The sequence below is a fragment of the Arthrobacter sp. SLBN-83 genome (assembly GCF_006715285.1).
Lineage (GTDB): Bacteria > Actinomycetota > Actinomycetes > Actinomycetales > Micrococcaceae > Arthrobacter.
The window spans coordinates 3,408,555-3,435,394 of the sequence record NZ_VFMX01000001.1 but is presented as its reverse complement, the minus strand read 5'-3'; the positions used below and the strand labels follow the sequence as shown (position 1 = coordinate 3,435,394).

Below are 26,840 nucleotides of genomic sequence, written 5' to 3'. Positions count from 1 at the left end.
GAACGGGGACGCGCCTACGGGGACTGGGGCTGGGCGGGGCCGGCGGCCTGGTCCGGATGGGCCGCCTCCCATTCAGCCTGCTCGCGGGCACGCTGCGCCGCTTCCCGGTCCAGCCGGATGCCGGTCCGGATGCCGTACCACCAGGCCAGGGCGAAGAGCGCGCCCACCAGGAACATGGCCGGCTCAAAGATGCCGGTGAGGATCAGGACGAGCTGCAGGATCCAGCCCAATCCAATCCCCCAGGGTTTGTTGAGGACCGCGCAGGCGAAGACCATGACCGCGCTGAGGGCAATGCCCACGCCGAGGATCAGCGCCGGCGGAAATTCCCCGCGCCGCAGGCCGAACACCACCAGGGTGGCGAAGAACATGACGAACGCTTCCAGGAGCAGCACCGTGGAGGCGAACATCACCTTGGTGGACCGGCGCTTCTTCGGCATCCCGGGACGCCATTCCCGCTGTGCCTTGGTCAGTTTGGCCATGCCTACGCCTCCGTCTTGCCGAGCAGGATGCGTGCTTCCGCCACCAGGGTGATCGATCCGGTGACCAGCACGCCGCCGGAGAGGTCGTCGTTGGCTTCGGCCCGCTCAACGGCCCATTCCAGTGCGTCGTCCAGTTTCTCGGCGATGTGCACGTTGTCCTCGCCAAAGCCGAGGTCCACCGCAAGCTCGGCGAGCTCGGCGGCCGGAACGGCGCGCGGCGAGTTGGACTGGGTGAAGCAGTACTCCGACGCCATGTCGCCCAGGGATTCCCTGAGTTCACGGAGGATCTCCTCGGCGTCCTTCTCCTTGAGTACGCCGACCACCGGAACCAGGCGGGTGAACGTGAACGCTTCCTGCAGCGCGGCGGCCGAAGCCTTGATGCCGTCGGGGTTGTGGGCGGCGTCCACGATGATGGTGGGCGCGGTCCGGACCACCTCCAGCCGGCCCGGGGACGTGACGGCCGCGAAGCCTTCCTGCAGGACCTCGAAGTCGAGTTCCTTTTCGCCGCCGAAGAATGCCTCCAGGGCGGCAACCGCCACGGCTGCGTTCTGTGCCTGGTGTGCGCCGTGCAGCGGCACCAGCAGGTCCGGGTAGCGGCCGGCGATGCCCTGGATGGTCACCACCTGTCCGCCAACGGCCACCGTGCGGGACTCGACGCCGAACTCCACGCCCTCGAAGCGGAACGGCACGCCCACTTCCTTGGCCTTCTCCAGCAGTACCTGCGCCGCGTCGAGGGGCTGGGCAGCGCTGACAAGGTACCCGCCGGGCTTGATGATGCCGGCCTTTTCGCGGGCAATGTCCTCAGTGGTGTCCCCCAGGAGGTCGGTGTGGTCCAGCGAAATCGGCGTCACCACCGAGACCTGGCCGTCGCCGACATTGGTGGCGTCCGTGATGCCGCCCAGGCCCACTTCGATGATGGCCACATTGACGGGCTGGTCCGCGAAGATGGCGAAGCCCAGGATCGTGAGGCACTCGAAGTAGGTCAGCCGCGGCTGGCCCTCGGCCTCGAGTTCGGAGTCCACGATCTGCAGGTAGGGCCGGATTTCGTCCCAGATCCTGACGAACGTTTCGTCCGGCACCGGGTGGCCGTCGATGCTGATCCGCTCCGTGACCTTGGACAGGTGCGGGCTGGTGTACCGGCCCGTGCTCAGTCCGTGGGCGCGGAGCACGGACTCGATCATCCGCGACGTCGAGGTCTTGCCGTTGGTTCCGGTCACGTGGATGATCGGGTACGCCTTATTGGGCTCCCCGAGGACATCCATGGCGCGGAACAGCGGCGCCAGCCGGGGCTCCATCTTGTTTTCCGGCGCCCGTCCCAGCAGCTCGGCGTAGACGCTTTCCACGGAAAATTCGTCGGTCATGTCCTAGGCCTCCACTTTTTCAACGGCGACGGCGGGTTCAGCCGCGGTGCCTGCCTGGGCGTCCAGGTCCACCGTCAGCGTTTCGCCCTTGACGAGTGCGGCGTTGGCCAGCAGGGCATCCACCACGTTCTGCGGTGCGGTGACGGACGTCCGGATCCGGTCGCTCACGTTCAGTCCGGCGTCCTTGCGCGCCTGCTGGATGGCGCGGACCATGTCGCGGGCCAGTCCTTCGGCTTCAAGCTCCGGCGTGACCTCGGTGTTGAGGACCACGAACCCGCCTCCGGGCAGCACGGCAACAGCGGCCGAACCGCCCTCGGACTCCGCCACCACGGTCTCCAGCGTGTACTCCTGGGGCTCCAGCTGGAGGCCCCCGGCGGTGACCACACCGTCGTCGTCCACTGACCAGTCGCCGGACTTGGAGCCCTTAATGGCCAGCTGGACGTTCTTGCCCAGGCGCGGGCCGGCGGCCCGGGCGTTGACCACCAGCTTCTGCTGGATGCCGAACTCCTCGGGCGAAGCGGTGGCGGCGTCCAGGAGGCGGACGGAACGGAGGTTGAGTTCGTCGGCGACGACGGCGGCAAAACCTTCCAGCGCGTCCGCGCCGGGTGCCACGACGGTGAGTTCCTGCAGCGGCAGGCGCACCCGCAGGTTCGCTGCCTTGCGCAGCGAGGAGCCGGTGGAGCAGATCTGCTGGACCCGGTCCATGGCTTCCACCAGGGACGGGTTGGCCGGGAACAGGTCCGCGTCCGGCCAGTCGGCAAGGTGCACGGACCGGCCGCCGGTCAGGCCGCGCCAGATCTCCTCGGACACCAGAGGCAGCAGGGACGCCGCGGCACGCGTGACGGTTTCCAGGGCGGTGTACAGGGCATCGAAGGCGTCCTGGTCCTCGTCGAAGAACCGCTGGCGGCTCCGCCGGACATACCAGTTGGTGAGCATGTCCAGGTAGCTGCGCAGCGAGTCGCAGGCTCCGGAGATGTCATAGGTGTCCAGCTGGGCGGTCATGCTGCGGACCAGGTCGCCGGTGTTGGCCAGCAGGTACTGGTCCAGGGTGTCCCGGTAGCCCTCGTAGCGAAGCTTGGCTTCGTATCCCGCGCCGCCGTTGGCGGCATTGGTGTACAGGGCGAAGAAGCTGTAGACGTTCCAGAGCGGCAGGATGACCTGGCGCACGCCGTCGCGGATGCCCTGTTCGGTGACGATGAGGTTGCCGCCGCGCAGGATGGGGCTGGACATCAGGAACCAGCGCATCGCGTCGGAACCGTCCCGGTCAAGGACTTCCGACACGTCCGGGTAGTTGCGCAGGCTCTTGGACATCTTCTGGCCATCGGAGCCCAGCACGATGCCATGGCTGATGACGTTGCGGAACGCGGGCCGGTCGAAAAGCGCGGTGGAGAGGATGTGCAGCATATAGAACCAGCCGCGGGTCTGGCCGATGTACTCGACGATGAAGTCGGCCGGGTTGTGGGTGTTGAACCAGGCCTCGTTCTCGAACGGGTAGTGTACCTGACCGTACGGCATGGAGCCGGAGTCGAACCAGACATCCAGGACGTCCTCCACTCGGCGCATCACGGACTGGCCCTCTTCGGGCGTACGGGGGTCGTCCGGGTTCGGCCGGGTGAGCTCGTCGATGAACGGCCTGTGCAGATCCACCTCGCCGTCCTTGTTCAGCGGCAGGCGGCCGAAGTCGGCCTCGATCTCGGCGAGGGAGCCGTAGACGTCGGTGCGCGGGTATTCGGGATCCGTCGACTGCCACACGGGGATGGGGCTGCCCCAGAACCGGTTGCGGCTGATGGACCAGTCGCGGGCGTTTTCCAGCCACTTGCCGAACTGGCCGTCCTTCACGTTGCCGGGGATCCAGTTGATCTCCTGGTTCAGTTCGGACATGCGGTCCTTGAACTTGGTGACCTCCACGTACCAGGAGGACACCGCGCGGTAGATCAGCGGGTTGCGGCAGCGCCAGCAGTGCGGGTAGCTGTGCTCGTAGCTGGCCTGGCGCACCAGCCGGCCCTGGGCCCGCAGCACCTGCGTGATCGGCTTGTTGGCCTCGAAGACCTGCAGGCCCACGATCCCGTGAAGGTCGCCGTGCTTGAACAGCGGCAGGAACCGCGCGCCTTCGTCGACGGAGAGCACCACGGGGATACCCGCCTCCTCGCAGACTTTCTGGTCGTCTTCACCGTAGGCGGGCGCCTGGTGGACGATGCCGGTGCCGTCCGTGGTGGTGACGTAGTCGGCCACCACGAAGCGCCAGGCGTTCTCCATGCCGTACTTCTCGTTGTCGGCGAAGTCGTCCCAGAGCCGCTGGTACTCGAGGCCTTCGAGTTCGGAACCGGCGTAGGTGGCCACGACGGCGGCTGCCGCGTCCTCGAAGCTGTCGTAGCCGAGGTCTTTGGCGTAGCTGCCCAGCAGGTCCGCGGCGAGCAGGAAGCTGCCGGTGACAGGGGCGTCGGCAGAGGCGGCTTTGATGCCGTTGGGTCCGGCGGGCAGCACGGCGTACGTGATGGAAGGCCCGACGGCGAGCGCGGCGTTGGTGGGCAGCGTCCAGGGGGTGGTGGTCCAGGCGAGGGCCTGCACGCCGGCAAGCTCCCTGGACAGCTCCGACTCCCCCGGAAGGATGGGGAACGTGACGGTGACGGTCTGGTCCTGGCGGTTCTTGTAAACGTCGTCGTCCATGCGCAGCTCGTGGTTGGACAGCGGGGTTTCGTCCTTCCAGCAGTATGGAAGGACGCGGTAGCCGTTGTACGTCAGGCCCTTGTCGTGCAGCTGCTTGAACGCCCAGAGGACCGATTCCATGTACTCGACGTTGAGCGTCTTGTAGTCGTTGTCGAAGTCCACCCAGCGGGCCTGGCGGGTAACGTAGCTGCGCCATTCGTCGGCATACTTCATCACCGAGGCGCGGCAGGCGTCATTGAACTTGTCGATGCCCATGGCTTCGATCTGGGTCTTATCCGTCATCCCCAGCTGCTTCATCGCCTCGAGCTCGGCGGGCAGGCCGTGGGTGTCCCAGCCGAACCGGCGCTCCACGCGCTTGCCCCGCTGGGTCTGGTAGCGGCCCACCAGGTCCTTGGCGTAACCGGTCAGGAGGTGGCCGTAGTGCGGCAGGCCATTGGCAAAGGGCGGGCCGTCGTAGAACACAAACTCGTTGCTGCCCGGCTCACCGCCGGGAACGTCGGCGCTGCGCTGGTCGACGCTGGCCTGGAAGGTGCCGTCCTGGTCCCAGTACTTCAGGATGCGCTCTTCGATCTCCGGGAACTTCACGGAGGCAGAAACGCCGGCGCTGCCGTTGGAGGAAGTGCTGGAGGCTGAGGCCTTGGGGTAAAACGTCATGTTCGACATCCTGGGTTGAGCGCGGTGAACCCCCGGCAGCGGCCGGACGTTCCGTTCAGGATGCGAGGACGGCTGCCGTGCCGTCCCTAAGACGTCACGCCCACCGCGGTACCACCTCACTTACCGGCGCCGCATGTTCCCAAAGGAACCCTGATGCCCCGGCCTCTCATTACTGCTGTGACGGGCTTACCCGTCCGGTTCTACTGACGCGACGGACCTTGGAGGTCGCGGCCGCGGGTTCTTCCGGAAGCTCACCGGTGATTGCCGGGTCATAGCCACTCCAGAGTCTACTATCGCGGCAGCTCCAGTGCCATTCAGCACGAGCCGCACGGGTCGGGTCCACGTTGCCCTTCCCTATGGATGCCAGTGCAAAGGAGCAGCCCCGCACCCGGGGCTGACGGGGACTCGCGCATTGCCTAGACTCGCTTCATGGCAGCTTCCGGCCACCCCGCCTGGGGTCGGCGTGCAACCACGGCCTGCAGATGGCTGTTCATTCCGGTTGCCCTGCCGGTTGCGGCGGTGTCAGTCATTCGCGCCGTCCCTGCCGATTGGCCCCTGCCGGCGGTCCAGCTCGTTGCGTTCACGCCCTGGTTCGCGGTGCCGGCGGCCGCAGCCCTGCTTCTTGCCTTCCTGGGACGGAGACGGTGGCAGCAGGCGGTGGCCGCGGCTTTGCTGGGTTGCCAGGCGTTCTGGCTTTTCCCACTGGATGTCAGGGAACCTGCTGCCGAGGCTGCAGGGGCCCGGGCGTCCCTGGTTGCCATGAGCATCAACGCGGAGTTGGGCGGCGCGGACGCCGCCGGCATCGTGGCCCTGGTTCGTGAAGAACGCGTGGAGCTGCTGGCCATCGAGGAGTACACGCCCCAACTGGGACGAAGGCTTACAACCGAAGGGCTGGACGCGCTGCTTCCACATCGGGTTGCCCATGCCAGGGATGGCGCCGGCGGCACTGCCATCTACTCCCGGTACAACCTCGAGGATGCCGGCGTGCTCCCCGGCACCCAGTTCACCATGTCGGTTGCCCGTCTAAACATCGGCCCCGGCAAACTGCAGGTGGTGGCCGTCCATACCCTGGCACCGGTAGGCAACGGCCTCCATCAGTGGCGCAGCGACCTGGCCACCGTGGCCAGGTCGGACAACGGTTCCGGGCCCCTGCTGCTGGCGGGAGACTTCAACGCCACCTTCGACCACCGGGAGTTCCGGGCCCTGCTGGCAGGACAGGGCGCCGGCCGGACCCTGGTGGACGTAGCGGGCTCGTTGGGAAGCAGGCTGGTGCCCACCTGGCCGATGCGCGGATACCGCCTGCCCGGAATTACGCTCGACCACCTGGTGACCAGCCCGGACATCAGGGGCTCGGGATACTCCGTCCACCGGGTTGCCGACACGGACCACGCAGCAGTGGTGGCAACCCTGCATATCCAGGGTCCCTAGTTCTTCCCGGCGGCACTTCCTCCTGGCACGGTTTGCCCTGGTCCGCTTAGCCCTTCCGGATGAGCTTATAGTTGGCGGCCTGCGCCACCGGCCGGATGACGATCTGGTCCAGGTTGACGTGGTGCGGGACGGTGACGGCGTAGCGGACAACGTCGGCCACATCCTCCGCCGTCAACGGCTTCTCCACGCCTTGGTACACCTTGCCGGCGGCCTGCGGGTCCCCCAAGCGGTTCAGGGCGAACTCCTCGGTCTGCACCAGGCCCGGCGCTACCTCGATGACACGCAGGTTGTGCTCGGCTTCCTCCAACCGCAGCGCGTTGGTCAGGGCGTGCTGGCCGAACTTGGCGGCGTTGTAGCCACCGCCGCCCTCGTAGGCATCCAGGCCCGCGGTGGAGGTCAGGTTCAGCACCGTTCCTTCGCCGGTGGCCCGCAGCATCGGGAGGAAGGCCCGGGTGAGCTTCATGGTGCCCAGGACGTTGACGCGGTACATCCACTCCCAGTCGGCCGTGCTGGCGTCGCCCACCTTGTCAGCGCCGCGCGCGCCGCCGGCAATGTTGACCAGCGTGTCAATGCCGCCCGCCTCGGTGACCTGCGCGAGCACCCGGGACACGTCGTCGTCCTCTGCAATGTCTGCGGGAATCGCGATGGCGCCGGATTCGCTTTCCAGAGCCGCCAGGCGTTCGGCGCGGCGCGCTACGGCGAAAACCGTCCAGCCGTCGGCGCGCAGCGCACGCACTGCCGCCTCCCCGATTCCGCTGCTCGCGCCGGTTACCAGTGCTGCCTTTTTCTGCAAGTCCTTCGTCATGGCACCACCCTAGCGGGATCAGCCGGCCGGACGTCCTTGGAGGTACTCAAGCAGGACCCGTGCATTGTTTTCCTCCGTGTTGCGGGCGGCGTAGAGAAGGGTGACGCGGGGGTGCGCGGCAGCCAGTTCCAGCAGGGTCTCCACTGCCGGGTTGTGATCCAGTTCCAGCCGGTAGCGTTCGCTGAATTCGGCAAACCGCTCGGGGCGGTGGTTGAACTCCTTGCGCAGCTCCGTGGACGGTGCAGCGTCCTTGAGCCAGAGGTCGACGGCGGCACCTTCCTTGGGCATCCCACGGGGCCAGAGCCGGTCCACCAGCACCCGGACGCCGTCGTCGTCCGCCGGCGGTCCATAGATGCGCTTCACTCTGAAGGTGCCTTGGATATCGCCCATAGGGCGCATGCTACCCGCGCCCGCGCGCCGTCGGGGCCGGACGGGTTGGGTGGGATGCAAGCCGGCATGAAAGAATTGCCCAATGGCTGAAGACACTCAGGGTACAGACACGCCCACCACCGCCCCCATCAACGTTCCGGACAAGCCGGCCCTCGAAGGCCTCGAAACGGCGCTCACCCAGCGCTGGCTTGCCGAGGGAACCTACAAGTTCAACCCCGACACCACCCGGGAGCAGGTCTACTCGATCGACACTCCCCCGCCCACCGCGTCGGGATCCCTGCATGTGGGGCACATGTTCTCCTTCACCCAGACGGACGTCCAGGCCCGCTACATGCGCATGACCGGCAAGAACGTCTTCTACCCGATGGGCTGGGACGACAACGGCCTGCCCACCGAACGACGTGTCCAGAACTACTACGGCGTCCGCTGCGATCCCGCCATCCCCTACAACGCCGACTACCGGCCGCCGGCGCAGCCCGCGAAGAACCAGCGCGACTTCGACGTTGTGTCACGCCAAAACTTCATTGAACTGTGCGAGGAACTGGCCGTCGAGGACGAGAAAGTCTTCGAAAACCTGTTCCAGACCCTGGGCCTCTCCGTGGACTGGGACCTCACCTACCGCACCATCGATGACACCTCCCGGGCAGTGTCCCAGCGCGCCTTCCTGGCCAACCTGGCCGCCGGCGACGCCTACATGGCCGAAGCGCCCACGTTGTGGGATGTCACCTTCCGCACCGCCGTCGCCCAGGCCGAACTGGAGGACCGCGACGTCCCCGGCGCCTACTACCGCTACCCCTTCTTCACCGAAGACGGCGACAAGGTCTTCATCGAAACCACCCGCCCGGAGCTGCTGGCAGCCTGTGCAGCGCTCGTGGCAAACCCCGACGACGAGCGTTACCAGCCGCTGTTCGGCAAGACGGTGAAGTCCCCGCTCTTCGGCGTAGAGCTCGAGGTCAAGGCCCACCCGCTGGCCAAGGCGGACAAGGGGTCCGGCATTGCCATGGTGTGCACCTTCGGCGACCTGACCGACGTCACCTGGTGGCGTGAGCTGCAGCTTCCCACCCGCCCCATCATGGGCCGTGACGGCCGCATCATCGCCGAAACCCCGGACTGGATCACCAGCGAAGCCGGCAAGCAGGCGTACGCGGCCATCGCCGGCAAGACTGCCTTCTCTGCCAAGGAAGCCGTGGTGGAACTGCTCAAGGAAGCGGACCTGCTGGACGGCGAACCGAAGAAAATCACCCACCCCGTGAACTTCTTCGAGAAGGGCGACAAGCCCCTGGAAGTGGTTACGTCCCGCCAGTGGTACATCCGCAACGGCGGCCGCGACGAGGACCGCCGCGAACGCCTCATCGGCCGGGGCAAGGAGATCGACTTCCACCCGTCCTTCATGCGCTCCCGCTACGAGAACTGGATCGCCGGCCTGAACGGTGACTGGCTGGTTTCCCGCCAGCGGTTCTTCGGCGTGCCCATCCCGGTCTGGTACCCGCTAGATGCCCAGGGCAACCCTGACTACGACAACCCCATCCTGCCCCCCGACGAGTTGCTGCCGGTTGACCCCGCGGCCGATGCCGCCCCCGGCTTCGACGAGGCACAGCGCGACCAGCCCAACGGCTTCACGGGCGACGCGGACGTCCTGGACACGTGGGCCACATCATCCCTGACCCCGCAGATCGTAGGCGGCTGGAGCCGGGACGAGGACCTGTTCGCCAAGGTCTTCCCGTTCGATCTCCGCCCCCAAGGCCACGACATCATCCGCACCTGGCTGTTCTCCTCCGTGGTCCGCGGCGACGCACTCCAGAAGTGCGCGCCCTGGAAGCACGCGGCCATCTCCGGCTGGATCCTGGACCCGGACCGCAAGAAGATGTCCAAGTCCAAGGGCAACGTGGTGGTGCCCACCGATGTCCTGAACGAGTACGGTTCGGATGCGGTCCGCTATTGGGCTGCCTCCGCTCGGCTGGGCGCGGACACCGCTTATGAGATCGCGCAGATGAAGATTGGCCGCCGCTTGGCCATCAAGCTGCTGAACGCCTCCAAGTTCGTGCTGAACCTCGGCGCCACGGAAAACTCCGTGCTCACCCAGGACCTCGGCGTCCTTACCAATCCCCTGGACCGGGCACTGCTGGCCCAGCTGGCCGACGTCGTGGCACAGTCCACCAAGGCGTTCGACAACTACGACTACGCACGCGCCCTGCAGCTGACGGAGACCTTCTTCTGGCAATTCACGGACGACTACGTGGAGCTGATCAAGGACCGCGCCTACGGCGCCGCCGGCGAAGCGGAGCAGGCATCCGTGCTGGCTGCCTTGGCCACCACCCTGGACACCCTGCTGCGGCTCTTCGCCCCGTTCCTCCCGTTCGCCACGGAGGAAGTGTGGAGCTGGTGGCGCAACGGATCCGTGCACCGCGCCGAATGGCCGGCTGCGCTGGAGATCCCCGGCGGGGACACCACCATGCTGGCAACCGTTGGCGTGGCCCTAAGCGGCGTCCGCAAGGCTAAGTCGGAGGCCAAGGTCAAGCAGCGCACCGAAGTGCTGTCCGCAACCATCACCGCCCCTGAGGCGCTGACGGCACAGCTGCAGGCCGGGCTGGCTGACTTGCAAGCGGCGTCAAACGCCCGTGAGATCACTTTGGCGGTGGGTGACGGCGACCTTGCAGTGACCGACGTTGCCCTTGCACCGAGCGACGAGCCTGCCAAGGCCTGACACTCGAAGGTTTCCGGACACAGGGGAAGCCCCATCAGCGTTTTGCCGTTGGTGGGGCTTCGACTGTTTCGGCCATCCGGTGACGTGCTCTGATGGTCTGGCAGGATCCGCTGATCTTCAGGTCTTACTACCCCGTCACTGGTAGCTTGCAGCAACTTTGCCGATGGCTGCGTCAACTACATATCACTGAATCTTTGGCTCCTGCGTCCCCTTCTTTCGAAGTGGTAAGAACAATTGTTCTCCCGCCCAGGACCACGTGCAAGGGCCCCGGGAAAACTACATTTTGGTAGTTTTCCCGGGGCCCTTGGCTTTCCGGTTTTGGTGGCCGGGCGTCCGCCGGTCAGTCGAATTCGGGGCTTTCGGTGCGGCTGCGCTTCAGCTCGAAGAAGTGCGGGTAACCGGCGATCGTCGTGGTGGCATCCCAGATGCGCCCGGCTTCCTCGCCCCGCGGAATGCGGGTCAGGACGGGACCAAAAAAGGCGGTTCCATTGAAGGCAACCACAGGGGTGCCGACATCCTGGCCCACGAGCGAAATGCCTTCCTCGTGGCTGGCCCGCAACTGCTGGTCGTAGGCATCGGTGTTGGCGGCATCAGCCAGCGAGGCCGGAAGGCCGCATTCAGCAAGCGCCTTGGTGATGACCGCGGAGCGGTCCTTCATACCCTGGTTGTGGATCAGGTTGCCCATGGCATCATAGAGCGGCTTGATGAACTGCGGCCCCTGCTCTTCCCTGGCGGCGATGATCACCCGGACCATGCCCCAGGCGTTGTCCATGGACTCGCGGTAACCGGGGTCCAGGTCGCGTCCCTCATTCAGGACGGCAAGGCTCATCACGTGCCACTCGGTCTCGATGTCGCGGACGCTTTCCACCTCGCCGATCCAGCGGGAGGTGACCCAGGCGAACGGGCACAGGGGGTCGAACCAGAAATCGGCTTTGTTCTTGGCAGGTGAAGTCACGAAGGTCCTCTCGGTCAGGCAGACTTACGGCGCTTGGCCACGTGCGGAATCATGGTGGGTTCGGCTCCCCGCAGGACCACGTCTTCGGTGATGACTACGCTGGCAACGTCCTCGCGGCTGGGAAGATCGAACATCACAGGAAGCAGGACCTCTTCGAGAATGGCTCGGAGGCCGCGGGCACCGGTGCCGCGCTCCAGTGCCTGGTCGGCGATGGCTTCCAGGGCGGTGTCATCAAAGACCAGTTCCACGCCGTCGATCTGGAACATCTTCTGGTACTGCTTCACCAAGGCGTTCTTGGGGGTGGAAAGGATTTGGATCAGGGCGTCCCGGTCCAGGTTGGACACCGTGGTGATCACGGGGAGCCTGCCGATGAATTCGGGGATCAGCCCGAATTTCAGCAGGTCCTCCGGCATGACCTCGCCGTAGGAGTCCACCTTCTTGCTGGCCTCGTTGAGCGGGGCACCGAAACCGATGCCCTTGCGGCCGGAGCGGGACCCGATGATTTCCTCCAGGCCTGCGAAGGCGCCGGCGACAATGAACAGGACGTTCGTGGTGTCGATCTGGATGAATTCCTGGTGCGGGTGCTTGCGTCCGCCCTGCGGCGGGACGGAGGCCACGGTGCCCTCCAGGATCTTTAGGAGCGCCTGCTGCACACCCTCGCCGGAGACGTCACGGGTGATGGAGGGGTTCTCGCTCTTGCGCGAGATCTTGTCGATCTCGTCGATGTAGATGATGCCCTGTTCGGCCTTCTTGACGTCGTAGTCCGCGGCCTGGATGAGTTTGAGGAGGATGTTCTCCACGTCCTCACCCACGTAGCCGGCCTCGGTGAGGGCGGTGGCGTCCGCCACCGCGAACGGAACGTTCAGGCGCCGGGCAAGGGTCTGGGCGAGGTAGGTCTTGCCGCACCCGGTGGGGCCGATGAGGAGGATGTTGGACTTGGCGATTTCGACGTCGTCGTGATGCCCGCCCTCCCCCAGGCTCCCGGACTTTGGCGCATGGCCTGCCTGGATTCGTTTGTAGTGGTTATAAACCGCGACGGCGAGGGAGCGCTTGGCAGGCTCCTGGCCGATGACGTATTCCTGGAGGAAGTCAAAGATTTCACGGGGCTTGGGCAATTCGAAGCTGCCGAGGTCGGCGACCTCCGCCAGCTCCTCTTCGATGATTTCGTTGCACAACTCGATGCATTCATCGCAGATGTAAACACCGGGCCCGGCAATGAGCTTGCGCACCTGCTTCTGGCTCTTTCCACAGAAAGAGCACTTCAGCAGATCCGTGCTCTCGCCAATCCGAGCCATATGTGAACCCCTTAGTATCCCGCTGCCAGGCAGCCCTGCACCGTTGCTGAAATCTTCCGGACCAGCGCGGACCGGATTGTGACACCATCCACTCTAGGTCACATTCGGCCCCAAGGGTGGAAAGAAAAGGCCGGTGCGGCCAAATGAACTGGGCCGCACCGGCTTTCCGTACTGCTACCTCGTGATTGCCTGAGGCTTGATCTTGCGTGAATCAAGCACCTGGTCGATGAGGCCGTATGCCTGGGCCTCATCCGCGGTGAGGATTTTGTCGCGCTCGATGTCGTTGTTGACCTGCTCCGACGTGCGGCCGGAGTGCTGCGCCAAGGTGTCCTCAAGCCAGGAGCGCATGCGCATGACCTCTGCCGCCTGGATCTCCAGGTCGGAGGCCTGGCCGCCCTGGCCGCCGGACAGTGCCGGCTGGTGGATCAGGACGCGGGCGTTGGGCAGGGCAAGCCGCTTGCCGGGGGTACCAGCCGCCAGCAGGACTGCAGCCGCGCTGGCCGCCTGGCCCAGGCAAACGGTCTGGATCTCGGGGCGGATGTACTGCATGGTGTCGTAGATGGCCGTCATGGCCGTGAAGGAGCCACCCGGCGAGTTGATGTAGATGGTGATGTCGCGGTCCGGGTCCGTGGACTCCAGGACCAGCAGCTGCGCCATGATGTCGTCAGCGGAAGCGTCGTCCACCTGCACGCCGAGGAAGATGATGCGGTCCTCGAAGAGCTTGGTGTACGGGTCCTGGCGCTTGAAGCCGTAGGGGGTGCGTTCCTCGAACTGCGGCAGTACGTAGCGGCTGGACGGAAGATTGCCGGCTGACCACCCGAAGTTGTAGTTCATTGTGTTTGCTCCTGATCGAAGGGGTTCTGGATGCCGGTTAGCTCTGGGAGTCGGATTCGCCGGAGGAACCGTTGGACGTTCCACCGCCGCCTGACACGGAGCCGGCGTGCGCGGCGATCTTGTCGAAGAAACCATATTCAAGGGCCTCTGTGGCAGTGAACCACTTGTCGCGGTCGTTGTCCTTGAGGATGGTTTCCACGGTCTGGCCGGTCTGTTCAGCGGTCAGTTCCGCCATGACCTTCTTCATGTGCAGGATGAGTTCGGCCTGGATCTTGATGTCGGAGGCGGTACCGCCGATGCCGCCGGAGGGCTGGTGCATCAGCACGCGGGCGTTGGGGGTGGCGTAGCGCTTGCCCTTGGTGCCCGACGAGAGCAGGAACTGGCCCATGGAAGCGGCAAGGCCGGTGGCGACGGTGACGACGTCGTTGGGGATGAACTGCATGGTGTCGTAGATGGCCATGCCTGCCGTGACGGAGCCGCCGGGCGAGTTGATGTAGAGGTAGATGTCCTTTTCCGGGTTCTCGGCCGAGAGCAGGAGCAGCTGCGAGCAGATCGCGTTGGCGTTGTCGTCACGCACCTCCGAGCCCAGCCAGATGATCCGCTCCTTGAGAAGGCGGTTGTAAATGTAGTTGTCCTGGGCTGCAGGATCGACGGTCGCCATCCGGGGGGCCTCTGAGTGCTGTGACATGTTTACTTACCTCTCACTGGTGACGGTGACATCACTGAAAATCACTACTTGGACACTAACCGGTTTCGCCGGTGTTTTGTTCGCGCACTGACGGCTGTTCGCTGACGGCGCACGATCGTCGAATCCGCGGTGCGTTGTTACAGCTTCAACGCGAACGGCCCCCGGATCGGAGTGATCCAGGGGCCGTGCTGCGGGTCGGTGGGGACTAGGCCTTGGCCTCTGCCGTGGCGTCCTCGGCTTCGACAACCTCGGTCTCAGCGGCGTCAGCTTCGGTCGACTCAGCATCGGCTGCGGGAGCTTCCTCGCCGCCGGGGCGGACGAAGTCGCTCAGGTCCACTGCCTTGCCCTCGGTGTCGGTCACCGTGGCCTGGCCCAGGACGACGGCCAGTGCCTTGCGGCGGCGGACCTCGGACACCATCATGGGCACCTGGCCGCTCTGGTCGATGATCTGCGCGAACTGGTTGGGGTCCATGCCGTACTGGCTGGCCGTGGTGACGATGTAGTCGATCAGCTCGTTCTGGCTGACGTTGACTTCTTCCTTTTCGGCGATGGCGTCGAGGATGATTTCGTTCTGGAAGGCGCGGGCCGTGTTAGCGCGGACCTCTTCGCGGTGCTCCTCGGTGTCGTGCTCGCCGTCTCCGTGGCCGTTCCCCTCCTGGAAATGCGCTTCGAGCTGCTCTTCGACGACGGAATCCGGAACGGGAACCTCAACGAGTTCCACCAGCTTGTCCAGGACCTTGTCGCGGGCTTCAACGCCCTGCTCCACGATCTTGGAGTCGGCCGCCTGCTTGGCGAGGTCTTCACGCAGCTCGGCAAGGGTGTCGAACTCGGAGGCGAGCTGGGCGAAGTCATCGTTCGCCTCGGGCAGTTCGCGTTCCTTGACGGCCTTGACCACTACCTTGACCTGGGCTGCTTCGCCGGCGTGGTCACCGCCCACCAGGGTGGTGTCGAAGATGGCGTCCTCATCGGCGCTGAGGCCGGTGACGGCTTCGTCCATGCCCTCGAGCATGGTCCCGGCGCCAACCTGGTAGGACAGGCCGGCAGCGGAGTCAACCTCTTCGCCGTCGATGGTGGCGGTGATGTCGATGGTGAGGAAGTCACCGTCGACAGCGGGACGGTCAACGGACTTCAGGGTGCCGAAGCGGCCGCGCAGTTCGTCAAGGGCCTTGTCCACGTCGGCTTCGGATGATTCCGCAGCCGCAACCTGGACCTCGATGCCGGCGTAATCCGGGAGTTCGATTTCGGGGCGGACGTCCACCTCGGCGGCAAACTTCAGGCCGCCGTCGGTTGCGGAGGGATCGGGCACCTCGGTGATTTCCACCTCGGGACGGCTCAGGGGGCGGATGCCGGACTCCTGCACGGCAGCCTGGTACCAGCCGTTGAGGCCCTCGTTGATGGCCGTTTCCAGGACGTAGCCACGGCCGACGCGCTGGTCGATGAGCTTGGCGGGAACCTTGCCCTTGCGGAACCCGGGGACCTGGATCTGCGAGGCAACAGTCTTGTAGGCCGAGTCGATGCTGGGCTTCAGTTCCTCAAAGGGGACCTCAACATTGAGCTTGACCCGCGTGGGGGTGAGGTTCTCGACAGCGCTCTTCACGGTCTAAGTACTCCTGGGTTGTGGGATGGGTTTCTGCAACGCATTGTGTCCAGGCCTACTGGTCCTGGCCGCAGAGTCGGGGTGACAGGATTTGAACCTGCGACTTCCTGCTCCCAAAGCAGGCGCTCTAGCCAAGCTGAGCTACACCCCGTAAGTGCACAGGCAAGTCTACGGTGATACGCGTCGCGATTGCACATTTGACACGTAGGCCATGGATTAGGTTTAGTTGTATCCGGCTTGAACAGCCAGCCCGGAGTTTCCGCGAAAAACGGATCTTCCTTCGGGGACGTAGCTTAATGGTAAAGCCTCAGTCTTCCAAACTGATTACGCGGGTTCGATTCCCGTCGTCCCCTCCAGAACAGAAAAAGGCCCCTCAGTCGAGGGGCCTTTTTGTTTTTGCTTCCTACTACTGGGGCTGCTGGCAGAACGGGCACCAGTAGAGGTTCCGCCCGGCCAACTCCGCGATCAACACGACGGTGCGGCACACCCGGCAGGGCAGTCCGTGCCGCTTGTAGACGAAATGGACGTCGTCGCGGTGCGGAAAGCTGCTGCTCTTTGCCGGAACGGGCACCCCCGCCGCAGCTGCCTTCGCAGCCGTGGTGCCATCGAGCGTCCAATACTTCGGCGGGGTGGTGATGATCCGCCCGTCCGCCACGCCGTCGGTCATGACGGCCACGATGTCCCGCCAGAGCTTGCGGGCATCGCCGTCCGCCAAAGCACTTCCGGGCAGCCACGGGTCCAGGCGGCGGCGGAAGAGGACTTCGGCGCGGTAGACGTTCCCGACGCCGGCAATCACCTTCTGGTCCATGAGCAGCGCCGCCAGCGGGGTCCTACGCGACCGAAGGTTCGCGGCGAACCTGCCGGCGTCCCCGCGCAGATTCCGCAACGGATCAGGCCCCAGCCGGGCCAGCACAGCGTCCGCTTCCGCCGCGGTGATGGTTTCGCAGGTGGTGGCACCGCGAAGGTCCGCCCAGCCGTGGCTTCCGGCGAGCCGGACGCGCACGGCCCCGACGGGTGCCGGCGGTCCCGCATAAGGTGCGGCGCCGTCGTCGTCCGCCTCGCCAAAGGCTTCCTGCTCCCCTACCCGCCGCGGCGCGCCGATGCTGGAGGCACCGCTGAAGGTGCTGTCACCGCCGAAACTCCAGGCGCCGTAAAGGCCCAGGTGGACGTGCAGCACCAGCGAGTTGTCGAAGTGCAGAAACAGGTGCTTCCCGTGCGCCTCGGCGGCAAGCATGGTGCGGCCGTCCAGCAGCGCCGCTCCCCCGCTGAACCTGCCCTGGGGGCTCGAAACGGCCAGGGCCTCGCCGGTGAAGACGTCACCGAACTGCCGGGCCAGCCTGCGGACGGAATGGCCTTCAGGCACTACTCGATAACCTCGCCGGTTGCTTCGAACACGGCGATCTTTTCGATCCGGCGGATGTGGCGTTCATCGTTGCTGAATGGTTCGGCCAGGAATGCCTCGACCAGTTCGGTGGCTTCTTCCACCGTGTGCTGGCGGCCGCCCAGGGCCACCACGTTGGCGTCGTTGTGCTCGCGGGCCAAGGTTGCAGTGGAAAGGTTCCAGGCGAGGGCGGCACGGATGCCCTTGACCTTGTTGGCGGCGATCTGTTCACCGTTGCCGGAGCCGCCCAGCACGATGCCCAGGGCATGGACCCCGGCCTCCCGGTCCGCCACCACGGCAAGGGCGGCGTTGATGCAGAAGGACGGGTAGTCGTCCTGGGCGTCGTAGACCTTGGGCCCGTGGTCCACCACCTCGTATCCCTTCCCGGTCAGGTGGGACACCAGGTGGGCGCTGAGCTCCATGCCTGCGTGGTCGGTGGCGATGTGGACCCGCGGGAAGGCAGGGGTAGTGGTCACGTGCTAAGTCCGTTCATTTCGTGGGGCTGGCGGGCCGCCGGTGGAGGCCGGAACGACACCGATAAGGATACTAGGACTGCCGCCTGTCAGGGCCCGGGCCATCCACTGGCGGCGGGCCTCCGCCGCGCCGGGCCCTGGCGGCTACCCGGGTGAGGACCTCGGCCAGCCGCGCGGCCGAGGCCTGGCTGCCGCCGCTGACGGCAACGCGCTGGCCGTCCGTCTTGCTGACGACGACGGCGGGCCCGCTGCTGACCAGCATGGCGGCGGTTCCGCGGTGGTGCCGGTAGCCCCACCCGCCATAGTCCGCTGCTTTGACGTCCGCGGCGCTGGCATCTGAAATGGCGCCGGCAGGCACGTCCATGACCGGGACCACCCCGGCCAGCAGGACCTTCAGCCCCCGCCGGTCCGCCCTGATGCGGGCAAAGAGGAATGCCGCACCGATGACAGCCAGGACAACCAGGAGGATCCCCAGCCACGGCACCACCACCGCAATCAGTGCTGCCGGGAACAGGGAGGCGATGGCGATCATCACGAAGACCGAACTCCGGGCATGCACCCAGAGCCGAATGCTGTCCCTGGCAAGGTCGGGATCCAGTTCCCTGGCGATGGCAACCTGCAGGGCCCGGTCGTCATCCGGCGACCATTGCCGGTCCGCTTTGTACACCATGCCCATGGCCACGCCGAGCGATACTGCGGCACCGCTGCCGAGGGCGAGGACTGTCATGTCCACATGAGACTGCCGGGCGTCGGCCAACCCGGTTTGGCCGATCAGCCCGGCGGCAAGGGCCGAGGTGATGAACAGGCTGAGGAACAGCCCGGCTCCCATCATGATGCGGCGCATCATGACCGGCCGGCCAAGCGGTACCGCCTGCAGCAGGACCAGCCAGCCTGCCACGACGATTCCCGCGGCACCAACCCCTACGTAGGCGCCGAACGGCGCGAAGGCTGCACCGCCGTCGTCCGTCCACTGGATGGCGAGTGGATCCGGGAGGTCCGGACGCAGCAGGAACGCACAGTAGACGAAGGCGGCGGCCAGCACAACGGGGAACCCGACAGCGAACCGCATCGCCTTGGTGTCCACCGAATCCAGCAGCTTTCCCATGTATTCAACGCTACCCCTGTGGCACCCCCGCCAATCGTCCGGCCCGAAAGGGAACCGGCTGTGACCCGCGCAACTTGCCAAGGACTGCAGGGATGGAAGAATGCATCACAGTGCCGGAACCGGGACCACCGGCCGGCAGCCGCAACTTCTTTGGAGGACCTCCTTTGCCAGGCATGAACCTGACGCGCGCCGAAGCCCGTGAGCGCGCCGAACTGATCACCGTCGAGTCCTACGATGTCAAGCTTGACCTGACCCGCGGCGGCGAGGTCTTTGGCAGCACCACCACCGTGAAGTTCACGGCGGTGCCGGGATCCTCCAGTTTCATTGACGCTGTAACCCGGACAGTGCACGGCGTGACCCTGAACGGCCGCAGCCTTGACCCGGCAACCGTGTCGGATGGCGTGAGGATCCAGTTGCCGGACCTGGCGGTGCACAACGAACTGACCGTTGTGGCCGACATGCCCTACATGAACACCGGCGAAGGCCTGCACCGGTTCGTGGACCCGGTGGACAACGAGGTCTACCTGTATACGCAGTTCGAGGTTCCCGACTCGCGCCGGATGTTCACCGTGTTCGAGCAGCCGGACCTGAAGGCCACGTTTGCCTTCACCGTCACGGTGCCCTCGCACTGGGACGTCATCTCCAACTCCCCCACACCTTCGCCGGAGGAAGCCGCCCCGGCAGAAGACGGCTCGGCCAGGTCCGTGTGGACGTTCGCCCCGACGCCCCGGCTGTCCTCCTACGTCACGGCCCTGATTGCCGGGCCCTACCAGTCCGTCCGCAGTGAGGTCACCAGCTCCGACGGCCGCGTGATCCCGCTCGGGGTCTTTGCCCGGAAGTCGCTGATGCAGTACCTGGACGCGGACAACATCTTCGAACTCACCCGGCAGGGCTTTGGGTTCTTCGAGGCGCAGTTCGGCTGCCCGTACCCGTTCGAGAAGTACGACCAGCTGTTTGTTCCGGAGTTCAATGCCGGCGCCATGGAGAATGCCGGTGCCGTAACCATCCTGGAAGGCTACGTTTTCCGCAGCAAGGTCACCGGGGCCCAGATCGAGCGCCGCGCCATCACGGTCCTGCACGAACTCGCGCACATGTGGTTTGGCGACCTTGTGACCATGCGCTGGTGGAATGACCTCTGGCTCAACGAGTCCTTCGCCGAGTACATGTCCCATCTGGCGGCCGTGGAAGCAACGTCCTTCACCAGTGCCTGGACCACGTTCGCGTCCGTGGAGAAGTCCTGGGCATACCGGCAGGACCAACTCCCCACCACGCACCCCATTTTCGCGGAGATCAACGACCTGCAGGACGTAGAGGTCAACTTCGACGGAATCACCTACGCCAAGGGCGCCTCGGTGCTCCGGCAGCTGGTGGCCTGGGTGGGGCCGGAGCAGTTCATGGCCGGTGTCCGCGAGTACTTCGCCAAGCACTCCTGGCACAACACGGAACTCAGCGACCTGCTGGTGGAACTGGAGAAGGCCAGCGGACGCGACCTGGATGACTGGGGCCGGCAGTGGCTGGAGACCGCCGGCGTCAACACCCTGGCCCCCGAACTGGACGTGGACCCTGACGGGAAGCTGCGGTCCTTTGCAGTCCGGCAGTCGGCGGTTCCCGAGTGGCCCACGCTCCGCCCGCACCGCCTGGCCGTGGGGTTCTACAACCTCAACGGCGCCGGCAAGCTGGAGCGCGTGCACCGCGAGGAGCTGGACGTCGACGGCGAACGTACTGAGGTGCCGGCGCTGGGGGGCCTTGCCCAGCCGGACCTGATCCTCATCAACGACGACGACCTCGCCTATGCCAAAGTGCGGCTGGATCCCAAGTCGCTGGCCACCGCCACCGCCCATCTGAAGGACTTCGCCGAAAGCCTGCCCCGGACCCTGGTGTGGAACTCGGCGTGGGACGCTGCCCGGGACGGCGAGACTCCGGCCCGGAAGTATGTGGAGCTGATCCTGGCCAACGTGGCAGCGGAGACCGACTCGTCCGTGATCCTTGTGCAGCTCCGACAGCTGGCCACCACACTGAATTTCTATGTGGCCGAAGAACACCGCGAGGCAACCACGGTGGCGGCGGCCGACCGGCTTTGGGATCTGGCTGCGGAGGTTCCGGCAGGCTCCGACGGACAGCTGCAGTTCGTCAAGGCCTTTGCCCTCCTGGCGCGCAGCGGGTCCCAGCTGGACCGGGTGGCCGCCCTGCTGGACGGGTCCGGTTCCCTGGCGGGATTGAGCCTGGACCAGGACCTCCGGTGGGAACTGGTGGCCTCGCTGGTGGCCGGGGGCCGGATGGGCCAGAACGGCATCGACACTGAACTGCAGCGGGACAACACCTCCAGCGGACAGAATGCGGCCGCTCTGGCCAAGGCCGCCATCCCCACCCCGGAGGCAAAGGCCGCGGCCTGGGAGTCCATCGTGGTCAAGGGCGAACTGTCCAACGCGCTGCAGGGATCGGCGGTGACCGGCTTCATGCGGGTGCTGGACCGCTCCCTCCTGGAGCCGTACTCCGAAAAGTACTTCGCGGCTGTGCCGGGCATCGTGGCAACCCGCACCCACGCACTGGCCCAGCAGATCGTCGTCGGCCTCTACCCGGCGCTGCTGACCACCCAGGCCACCATCGACCGGACCGACGGCTTCCTGGCGTCGCTGCCGGCCGAAAGCGCCGCACTGCGACGCATGATGCTGGAAAACCGCGACGGCGTTGCGCGCGCCCTGCGTGCACGCGCCGCTGACGTGGTGGCGGACGGCGGCCCGCAGTGAGCCTTGGCGAACACCACTACTCCCTGGCGGTCCAATGGACCGGCAACCTCGGAGACGGCACCTCGTCCTACCGGAGCTACTCGCGCGACCATGACGTGCTCATTCCGGGCCTGCCACCCCTGAAGGGCTCGGCCGATCCCACGTTCCATGGGGACCGGGAACGGTACAACCCGGAGCAGCTCCTCCTGGCCGCGCTGGCCCAGTGCCACATGCTGTCCTATCTGCATGTGGCCGTGAAGCACGGTGTGGTGGTCACTGACTACCGGGACGAGGCAACCGGGCTGATGCGGCTCAACCGGGACGGCAGCGGCCAGTTCGAGCGGGTGGTCCTGCATCCGCGCGTGACGGTGGCCGACCCCGCGCAGGCCGAACTGGCGGCATCGCTGCACAACGAGGCCAACCAGGTCTGCTTCATCGCGCGGAGCGTGAACTTTCCGGTGGAACACCGGCCGGAGACCGTGGCGGGCTAGAGCCGGGCCTGGCTGCCGGGATGCGCATTGCTCCACGCTGCGGCGCTAGGGTTGAAAGAGAACAGAGCAATATCCCAAGGAGCTACTTCCACCCATGGTCAGCATGTTTTCCCTCCTGCCCCCTGCCACCAGCCAGCCAAGCGGCGTAAGCATCCCGGGCATCGTGATCAGCCTCGGCATTGGGGTCGCCATCTGGCTGGTAGCGACCTTCATCATCTCGCGCATCACCAAGCGCGTCGCGGCGGGAAGCAATTTCTTCAAGAAGCCAACCTTCAAATGGGTGGCGCCGGCCTTCCGCGCCCTGGACCACGAACGCCGGGTCCAGCGCGCGGAGACGATTGGTTCGCTCCTGAACAGTGTGGTGGGGGTGCTGGTGGTGATCATCACCGGCATGTACGTACTGCAGAACCTGGACATTAATATTGCCCCGCTTCTGACCAGCGTGGGAATCCTCGGTGTGGCCATCGGCTTCGGCGCCCAGCAGCTGATCCGGGACTTCCTGGCCGGGATTTTCATTACCATTGAGGACCAGTACGGGATTGGCGATGTGATCGAAACCAGCGAAGTGGTGGGCGTGGTCGAGTCCATGGGCCTGCGCATCACCCGCGTCCGCTCGGACGACGGCGCCATCTGGTACCTGCGCAACGGCGAGATCCTGCGCGTGGGCAACCGGTCGCAGGGGCGCTACGTCCCGCTGCACGAATCCGACGACGGGACCACCGACCAGGGCTCGGCGCACGTTGAGACCAAGAAGACAGACCAGAAAGCCGGGGACTAGCATGTCGCTTCCCATCGAGCCGCGCCGCCCTGACCAGGGGCAGCGGCCACCGCTGATGCAGAACGATCCCTTCAGCAAGCCGGAGTACACCGACAGCTTCTATGACGCAGTGGGCGGCCACGACACTTTCGTAAAGCTCATCGACGTCTTCTACGACGGCGTGGCTACTGATCCGCTGCTGCGGCCGATGTACCCGGAGGAGGACCTGGCCCCCGCCAAGCGCCGGTTCCTGATGTTCCTGGAGCAGTACTGGGGCGGCCCCACCACATACGGCGAGGAGCGCGGCCACCCGCGCCTGCGGATGCGGCACATGCCGTTCAAGGTCACGCCCGAGGCAAAGGACCGGTGGCTGTTCCACATGCGCACCGCCGTGGATGCCCTGGAATTACCGCCGCTCTACGAAGGCACCCTGTGGGACTACATGGAGCGGGCCGCCCTGTCCATGGTGAACAGCCCTTCGGGATCCTGAGCTCTTGGTATCCGCCCATGCAGATCCGGCCGCAGCCGCAGGGCCCTAAAGCAGGCCGCTGCCAGTGCGGGCCAGGACGTGGCCCCGGGGGCCGCTGAGCCGGAACCAGCGGCCGGCGCGGTACAGCTTTTGGTCGCCGTCGCCAAGGAAACCCAGCGCGAAGGCTGCGAAGGCAGCGCCGGCGGGCAGGCCGGCGTCGTCAAGTTCCCTGCCCCACACGGACGCCCGTGCGTTGTTGACGATGAGGGCGCCAGGCCTGTCCGGGACGATATTCGCCACTTCGGCGATGCCTGACTCGGCAGCCGCCCGGAGGCGGGCGTCGCTGAGCGATCCCAGCAGCTCCCACCCGCCCCGCGGCGCACCCACCCCGGTCCACGATTCGGTGACGGTGGTGGGCGGAACCGGCAGTTCGGCGTCCTGCTCCCCCGCCCGCGCCAGCCGATCCAGGACGGATGACAGCGCAACGGTGACATCTGTCCCGGACGGTTCCGCCAAGGCCATTGTGCGCAGGCCCAGGATGGTGGGGGTCGATTCGCCCAGGAGCCTGGGCCGCAGGACGCACACATACGCGGCAAGGACGGAGCCGGCGGCCTGCAGGCGGATGGCTCCGGCATCGTCGATGGCCTTGGCCCGGGTGGCAAACGTCCTCAGGTCGGCCAGATCGCGGGGATCGGCGAAACGGAAGGACGAGGTGAGAAGTTCAGACACACCTAAGACACTACCGGCTGCAGTCCGGTTGAGCGGTTCGCCGGGCGCCGTCTAGAGTCGGACCATGACTGAAGCCGAAGCCGGACTGCTGGCGCCGCCAAGCGGAGACCCCACCTCATCGCTGATTGAACTGCTGGACCTTGGTGAGCTCGAGGGCGCGCGAACGGATGAGGACATTTTCCTGGGTCCCTCACAGCGGCAGCCGCACCACAGGGTGTTCGGCGGACAAGTGCTGGCGCAGTCGCTGGTCGCGGCCACCAGGACGGTGGATCCGGAGCGGTTCGTGCACTCCATGCACGGCTACTTCCTGCGGCCCGGCGACGCCAACAAACCCATCACCTTCGGAGTGCAGCGGCTGCGCGACGGCCGGTCCTTCTCCGCCAGGCGCGTCCACGCCTACCAGGACGGGGTGCCCATCCTGTCCATGATTGCCTCCTTCCAGGGTGAAGATGCAGGCATCGACCACTCCTCCGCCATGCCGGCTGGAATCCCGGACCCTGAGTCGCTGCCCAGCACGGCTGACCTGTTGGGGAAGTTCGACCACCCCGTGGCCAGGCATTGGGCGTACGAGCGCCCCTTTGACATCCGGCACGTGGACCCGCCGCTGTACGTGTCCGCCTCCGGGCCGCGGGAGGCCCGCAATGCCGTGTGGATGAAGACCTTCGGCCCGATGCCGGACGACTCCAACCTGCACCGCGCCGCCCTGGCCTACGCCAGCGACTACACGCTTCTCGAATCCATCCTGCGGCGGCACGGCCTGAACTGGACCACCCCGGGGATGAACGTCGCCAGCCTGGACCACGCGATGTGGTGGCACCGCCCGGCACGGGTGGACGAGTGGCTGCTTTACGTTCAGGAGTCCCCCAGCGCCCACGGCGCCCGCGGACTGGCCACCGGCAAGATTTTCAACCGTGAGGGACACCACGTCGCCTCGGTTGCCCAGGAGGGCATGGTCCGCATTCCCACTCTCCCGGAAGACTCATAGAGCCTGCCGGCAGCTCCAGCGGCACTTTCACCCATGGATATGGGTAAGGCCGGCACCGGGGTGAACTGTTCATCTTGAACAGTTCACTTCGGGTGCCGGCCTTACTCTTATGCGATGGCCAGCCGTTGCCGGACCCCGCGGACTAGTCGCGGGTGAGGCGCCGGTGGGTGACGCGGTGCGGCTTGGCGGCGTCGGGGCCCAGCCGCTGGACCTTGTTCTCCTCGTAGGATTCGAAGTTGCCCTCGAACCAGTACCACTTGGAGGGGTTTTCGTCGTCGCCCTCGTAGGCCAGGATGTGGGTGGCCACCCGGTCAAGGAACCAGCGGTCGTGCGAGACCACAACGGCGCAGCCGGGGAACTCGAGCAGCGCGTTTTCCAGGCTGCTCAGGGTTTCGACGTCGAGGTCGTTGGTGGGCTCGTCAAGCAGCAGCAGGTTGCCGCCCTGTTTAAGGGTGAGGGCGAGGTTCAGCCGGTTCCGCTCACCGCCGGAGAGGACGCCGGCCTTCTTCTGCTGGTCCGGGCCCTTGAAGCCGAAGGCGGCCACGTAGGCGCGGGACGGCATCTCGACATTGCCCACCTGGATGAAGTCGAGCCCGTCGGACACGACCTCCCACAAGCTCTTGTTGGGGTCGATGCCGCCGCGGCTCTGGTCCGCGTAGGAGATCTTGACCGAGTCACCGATCTTCAGGTCGCCGCCGTCGAGCGGTTCCAGGCCGACGATGGTCTTGAACAGGGTGGTCTTGCCCACGCCGTTGGGGCCAATGACGCCCACGATGCCGTTGCGGGGCAGGGTGAAGGACAGCCCGTCGATCAGGACCCGGTCCTCGAAGCCCTTCTGGAGGTTCTTGGCCTCCAAGACCAGGCCGCCCAGGCGGGGTCCCGGCGGAATCTGGATCTCTTCGAAGTCAAGCTTGCGGGTACGGTCTGCCTCTGCAGCCATCTCCTCGTACCGGGCCAGACGGGCCTTCGACTTGGTCTGGCGGCCCTTGGCGTTGGAGCGGACCCACTCGAGTTCCTCTGCGAGGCGCTTGGCCTGCTTGGCATCCTTCTTGCCCTGGATTTCCAGGCGGGCGCGCTTCTTCTCCAGGTAGGTGGAGTAGTTGCCTTCGTAGGGGTAGAGGTGGCCGCGGTCCACTTCGGCAATCCATTCAGCCACGTGGTCCAGGAAGTAGCGGTCGTGGGTCACGGCAAGGACGGCGCCGGGGTAGCTGGAGAGGTGCTGTTCGAGCCACAGTACGCTCTCGGCGTCCAGGTGGTTGGTGGGCTCATCGAGGAGCAGCAGGTCCGGCTTCTGCAGGAGCAGCTTGCAAAGTGCCACGCGGCGGCGTTCACCACCGGAAAGGTTGGTGACGTCGGCGTCGGCCGGCGGGCAGCGCAGCGCGTCCATGGCCTGTTCCAACTGGGAGTCGAGGTCCCACGCATCGGCGGCGTCGATGGCTTCCTGCAGCTTGCCCATCTCTTCGAGGAGGGTGTCGTAGTCAGCGTCGGGGCTGGCCATTTCCTCGGAAATCTCGTTGAAGCGCTGGATCTTTCCGTAGATTTCGCCGACGCCTTCCTGGACGTTGCCCAGGACGGTCTTTTCCTCGTTCAGGGGCGGTTCCTGGAGCAGGATGCCCACGCTGTAGCCGGGGCTGAGCCTGGCCTCACCGTTGGAGGGCGTGTCCAGGCCGGCCATGATCTTCAGGATGGTGGACTTACCGGCACCGTTGGGGCCCACAACACCGATCTTCGCGCCCGGAAAGAAGGACATGCTTACGTCATCAAGGATGAGTTTTTCGCCAACGGCCTTGCGGGCCTTGGTCATTGTGTAGATAAATTCCGCCATGGTCTCAAATCTAGTGGGTTGGCGGGCAGATCTCACATTTGC

At 65.8% G+C, this 26,840-nt stretch carries 22 protein-coding genes and 2 tRNA genes; 8 read left to right on the top strand and 16 right to left on the bottom strand.

Annotated features, from left to right (window positions below; all coding sequences use genetic code 11):
- Positions 1-14 precede the first annotated feature (14 nt).
- The 3 genes from FBY30_RS16085 to ileS are packed head-to-tail and all read right to left on the bottom strand — an operon-like array spanning position 15 to position 5,161.
- Positions 15-479 carry a DUF4233 domain-containing protein gene (locus FBY30_RS16085; protein WP_142133627.1) on the bottom strand — a complete coding sequence of 155 codons (465 nt, stop codon included), beginning with the start codon at positions 477-479 and terminating at the stop codon, positions 15-17.
- Between the two features lie 2 nt (positions 480-481).
- On the bottom strand, positions 482-1,840 hold the full coding sequence (locus FBY30_RS16080; RefSeq protein ID WP_142133626.1) for a bifunctional folylpolyglutamate synthase/dihydrofolate synthase: 1,359 nt from the start codon (positions 1,838-1,840) through the stop codon (positions 482-484).
- A gap of 3 nt (positions 1,841-1,843) precedes the next feature.
- On the bottom strand, positions 1,844-5,161 hold the full coding sequence (gene ileS / locus FBY30_RS16075) for an isoleucine--tRNA ligase (protein ID WP_142133625.1): 3,318 nt from the start codon (positions 5,159-5,161) through the stop codon (positions 1,844-1,846).
- Between the two features lie 429 nt (positions 5,162-5,590).
- On the opposite strand from ileS, the gene FBY30_RS16070 reads away from it, so the two are divergent.
- The gene (locus FBY30_RS16070; RefSeq protein ID WP_142133624.1) at positions 5,591-6,589 is read left to right on the top strand and encodes an endonuclease/exonuclease/phosphatase family protein; all 999 of its coding nucleotides are present in this window, start codon (positions 5,591-5,593) and stop codon (positions 6,587-6,589) included.
- Between the two features lie 46 nt (positions 6,590-6,635).
- Here FBY30_RS16070 and FBY30_RS16065 read toward each other — a convergent pair whose 3' ends face one another.
- Positions 6,636-7,394 (bottom strand): SDR family oxidoreductase, encoded by a 759-nt coding sequence (locus FBY30_RS16065; protein ID WP_142133623.1) that lies wholly within the window; start codon positions 7,392-7,394, stop codon positions 6,636-6,638.
- A gap of 18 nt (positions 7,395-7,412) precedes the next feature.
- Positions 7,413-7,784: a DUF488 domain-containing protein gene (locus FBY30_RS16060; RefSeq protein ID WP_142133622.1), complete on the bottom strand. Its 372-nt coding sequence runs from the start codon at positions 7,782-7,784 to the stop codon at positions 7,413-7,415.
- An 82-nt stretch (positions 7,785-7,866) separates the two neighbouring features.
- On the opposite strand from FBY30_RS16060, the gene valS reads away from it, so the two are divergent.
- A complete protein-coding gene (gene valS / locus FBY30_RS16055; protein ID WP_142133621.1) occupies positions 7,867-10,488 on the top strand; it encodes a valine--tRNA ligase in 2,622 nt (873 codons plus the stop codon).
- A gap of 340 nt (positions 10,489-10,828) precedes the next feature.
- On the opposite strand, the gene FBY30_RS16050 is transcribed toward valS, so the two are convergent.
- From FBY30_RS16050 to FBY30_RS16025, 6 genes are all read right to left on the bottom strand, one after another.
- On the bottom strand, positions 10,829-11,443 hold the full coding sequence (locus FBY30_RS16050) for a mycothiol-dependent nitroreductase Rv2466c family protein (protein ID WP_142133620.1): 615 nt from the start codon (positions 11,441-11,443) through the stop codon (positions 10,829-10,831).
- Positions 11,444-11,457: 14 nt separating this feature from the next.
- Positions 11,458-12,738, bottom strand: a complete 1,281-nt coding sequence (clpX, locus tag FBY30_RS16045; RefSeq protein WP_142133619.1) for an ATP-dependent Clp protease ATP-binding subunit ClpX — start codon at positions 12,736-12,738, stop codon at positions 11,458-11,460.
- A 174-nt stretch (positions 12,739-12,912) separates the two neighbouring features.
- Positions 12,913-13,572, bottom strand: a complete 660-nt coding sequence (locus FBY30_RS16040; protein WP_142133618.1) for an ATP-dependent Clp protease proteolytic subunit — start codon at positions 13,570-13,572, stop codon at positions 12,913-12,915.
- A 37-nt stretch (positions 13,573-13,609) separates the two neighbouring features.
- Complete coding sequence (locus FBY30_RS16035; protein WP_142135333.1) at positions 13,610-14,233, bottom strand: ATP-dependent Clp protease proteolytic subunit; 624 nt, start codon at positions 14,231-14,233, stop codon at positions 13,610-13,612.
- Positions 14,234-14,465: 232 nt separating this feature from the next.
- Positions 14,466-15,857, bottom strand: coding sequence for a trigger factor (tig, locus tag FBY30_RS16030; RefSeq protein ID WP_142133617.1), 1,392 nt, complete (start codon positions 15,855-15,857; stop codon positions 14,466-14,468).
- 76 nt (positions 15,858-15,933) lie between these two features.
- Positions 15,934-16,008 (bottom strand) — tRNA-Pro (locus FBY30_RS16025).
- 131 nt (positions 16,009-16,139) lie between these two features.
- On the opposite strand from FBY30_RS16025, the gene FBY30_RS16020 reads away from it, so the two are divergent.
- A tRNA-Gly gene (locus FBY30_RS16020) sits at positions 16,140-16,213 on the top strand.
- Positions 16,214-16,263: 50 nt separating this feature from the next.
- Here the strand turns inward: FBY30_RS16020 and FBY30_RS16015 are convergent.
- From FBY30_RS16015 to FBY30_RS16005, 3 genes are all read right to left on the bottom strand, one after another.
- Positions 16,264-17,220, bottom strand: coding sequence for an Fpg/Nei family DNA glycosylase (locus FBY30_RS16015; RefSeq protein ID WP_142133616.1), 957 nt, complete (start codon positions 17,218-17,220; stop codon positions 16,264-16,266).
- A complete protein-coding gene (locus tag FBY30_RS16010) occupies positions 17,220-17,714 on the bottom strand; it encodes a ribose-5-phosphate isomerase (RefSeq protein WP_142133615.1) in 495 nt (164 codons plus the stop codon). Before FBY30_RS16010 ends, FBY30_RS16015 begins: the two co-directional genes overlap by 1 nt.
- A gap of 70 nt (positions 17,715-17,784) precedes the next feature.
- A complete protein-coding gene (locus FBY30_RS16005; RefSeq protein WP_142133614.1) occupies positions 17,785-18,816 on the bottom strand; it encodes a hypothetical protein in 1,032 nt (343 codons plus the stop codon).
- A gap of 173 nt (positions 18,817-18,989) precedes the next feature.
- On the opposite strand from FBY30_RS16005, the gene pepN reads away from it, so the two are divergent.
- The 4 genes from pepN (at position 18,990) to FBY30_RS15985 (ending at position 23,280) form a co-directional block, all read left to right on the top strand.
- Entirely contained in the window at positions 18,990-21,563 is a 2,574-nt protein-coding gene (gene pepN / locus FBY30_RS16000) for an aminopeptidase N (RefSeq protein WP_142133613.1), read from the top strand.
- Positions 21,560-22,033, top strand: coding sequence for an OsmC family protein (locus FBY30_RS15995; RefSeq protein WP_142133612.1), 474 nt, complete (start codon positions 21,560-21,562; stop codon positions 22,031-22,033). The genes pepN and FBY30_RS15995 overlap by 4 nt, the downstream gene beginning before the upstream one ends.
- A gap of 94 nt (positions 22,034-22,127) precedes the next feature.
- Positions 22,128-22,811 carry a mechanosensitive ion channel family protein gene (locus FBY30_RS15990; protein ID WP_142133611.1) on the top strand — a complete coding sequence of 228 codons (684 nt, stop codon included), beginning with the start codon at positions 22,128-22,130 and terminating at the stop codon, positions 22,809-22,811.
- A gap of 1 nt (position 22,812) precedes the next feature.
- Entirely contained in the window at positions 22,813-23,280 is a 468-nt protein-coding gene (locus tag FBY30_RS15985) for a globin (RefSeq protein WP_142133610.1), read from the top strand.
- Positions 23,281-23,325: 45 nt separating this feature from the next.
- Here the strand turns inward: FBY30_RS15985 and FBY30_RS15980 are convergent, their stop codons facing one another.
- On the bottom strand, positions 23,326-23,988 hold the full coding sequence (locus FBY30_RS15980; protein WP_142133609.1) for a hypothetical protein: 663 nt from the start codon (positions 23,986-23,988) through the stop codon (positions 23,326-23,328).
- Between the two features lie 64 nt (positions 23,989-24,052).
- On the opposite strand from FBY30_RS15980, the gene FBY30_RS15975 reads away from it, so the two are divergent.
- Positions 24,053-24,973, top strand: coding sequence for an acyl-CoA thioesterase (locus FBY30_RS15975; RefSeq protein WP_142133608.1), 921 nt, complete (start codon positions 24,053-24,055; stop codon positions 24,971-24,973).
- A gap of 142 nt (positions 24,974-25,115) precedes the next feature.
- Here the strand turns inward: FBY30_RS15975 and ettA are convergent, their stop codons facing one another.
- Positions 25,116-26,798: an energy-dependent translational throttle protein EttA gene (gene ettA / locus FBY30_RS15970; protein WP_142133607.1), complete on the bottom strand. Its 1,683-nt coding sequence runs from the start codon at positions 26,796-26,798 to the stop codon at positions 25,116-25,118.
- Positions 26,799-26,840: the final 42 nt, after the last annotated feature.

Excerpts from the sequence above, each read along its gene's own strand:
- FBY30_RS15990 (WP_142133611.1), top strand. The coding sequence starts at position 22,128 with ATGGTCAGCATGTTTTCCCTCCTGCCCCCTGCCACCAGCCAGCCAAGC.
- FBY30_RS16085 (WP_142133627.1), bottom strand. The coding sequence starts at position 479 with ATGGCCAAACTGACCAAGGCACAGCGGGAATGGCGTCCCGGGATGCCG.
- pepN (WP_142133613.1), top strand. The coding sequence starts at position 18,990 with ATGAACCTGACGCGCGCCGAAGCCCGTGAGCGCGCCGAACTGATCACC.
- FBY30_RS16060 (WP_142133622.1), bottom strand. The coding sequence starts at position 7,784 with ATGGGCGATATCCAAGGCACCTTCAGAGTGAAGCGCATCTATGGACCG.
- FBY30_RS16070 (WP_142133624.1), top strand. The coding sequence starts at position 5,591 with ATGGCAGCTTCCGGCCACCCCGCCTGGGGTCGGCGTGCAACCACGGCC.
- FBY30_RS16005 (WP_142133614.1), bottom strand. The coding sequence starts at position 18,816 with ATGGGAAAGCTGCTGGATTCGGTGGACACCAAGGCGATGCGGTTCGCT.
- ettA (WP_142133607.1), bottom strand. The coding sequence starts at position 26,798 with ATGGCGGAATTTATCTACACAATGACCAAGGCCCGCAAGGCCGTTGGC.
- clpX (WP_142133619.1), bottom strand. The coding sequence starts at position 12,738 with ATGGCTCGGATTGGCGAGAGCACGGATCTGCTGAAGTGCTCTTTCTGT.
- FBY30_RS15975 (WP_142133608.1), top strand. The coding sequence starts at position 24,053 with ATGACTGAAGCCGAAGCCGGACTGCTGGCGCCGCCAAGCGGAGACCCC.
- FBY30_RS16065 (WP_142133623.1), bottom strand. The coding sequence starts at position 7,394 with ATGACGAAGGACTTGCAGAAAAAGGCAGCACTGGTAACCGGCGCGAGC.
- FBY30_RS15985 (WP_142133610.1), top strand. The coding sequence starts at position 22,813 with ATGTCGCTTCCCATCGAGCCGCGCCGCCCTGACCAGGGGCAGCGGCCA.
- FBY30_RS16040 (WP_142133618.1), bottom strand. The coding sequence starts at position 13,572 with ATGAACTACAACTTCGGGTGGTCAGCCGGCAATCTTCCGTCCAGCCGC.
- FBY30_RS16035 (WP_142135333.1), bottom strand. The coding sequence starts at position 14,233 with ATGGCGACCGTCGATCCTGCAGCCCAGGACAACTACATTTACAACCGC.
- ileS (WP_142133625.1), bottom strand. The coding sequence starts at position 5,161 with ATGACGTTTTACCCCAAGGCCTCAGCCTCCAGCACTTCCTCCAACGGC.
- valS (WP_142133621.1), top strand. The coding sequence starts at position 7,867 with ATGGCTGAAGACACTCAGGGTACAGACACGCCCACCACCGCCCCCATC.
- FBY30_RS16080 (WP_142133626.1), bottom strand. The coding sequence starts at position 1,840 with ATGACCGACGAATTTTCCGTGGAAAGCGTCTACGCCGAGCTGCTGGGA.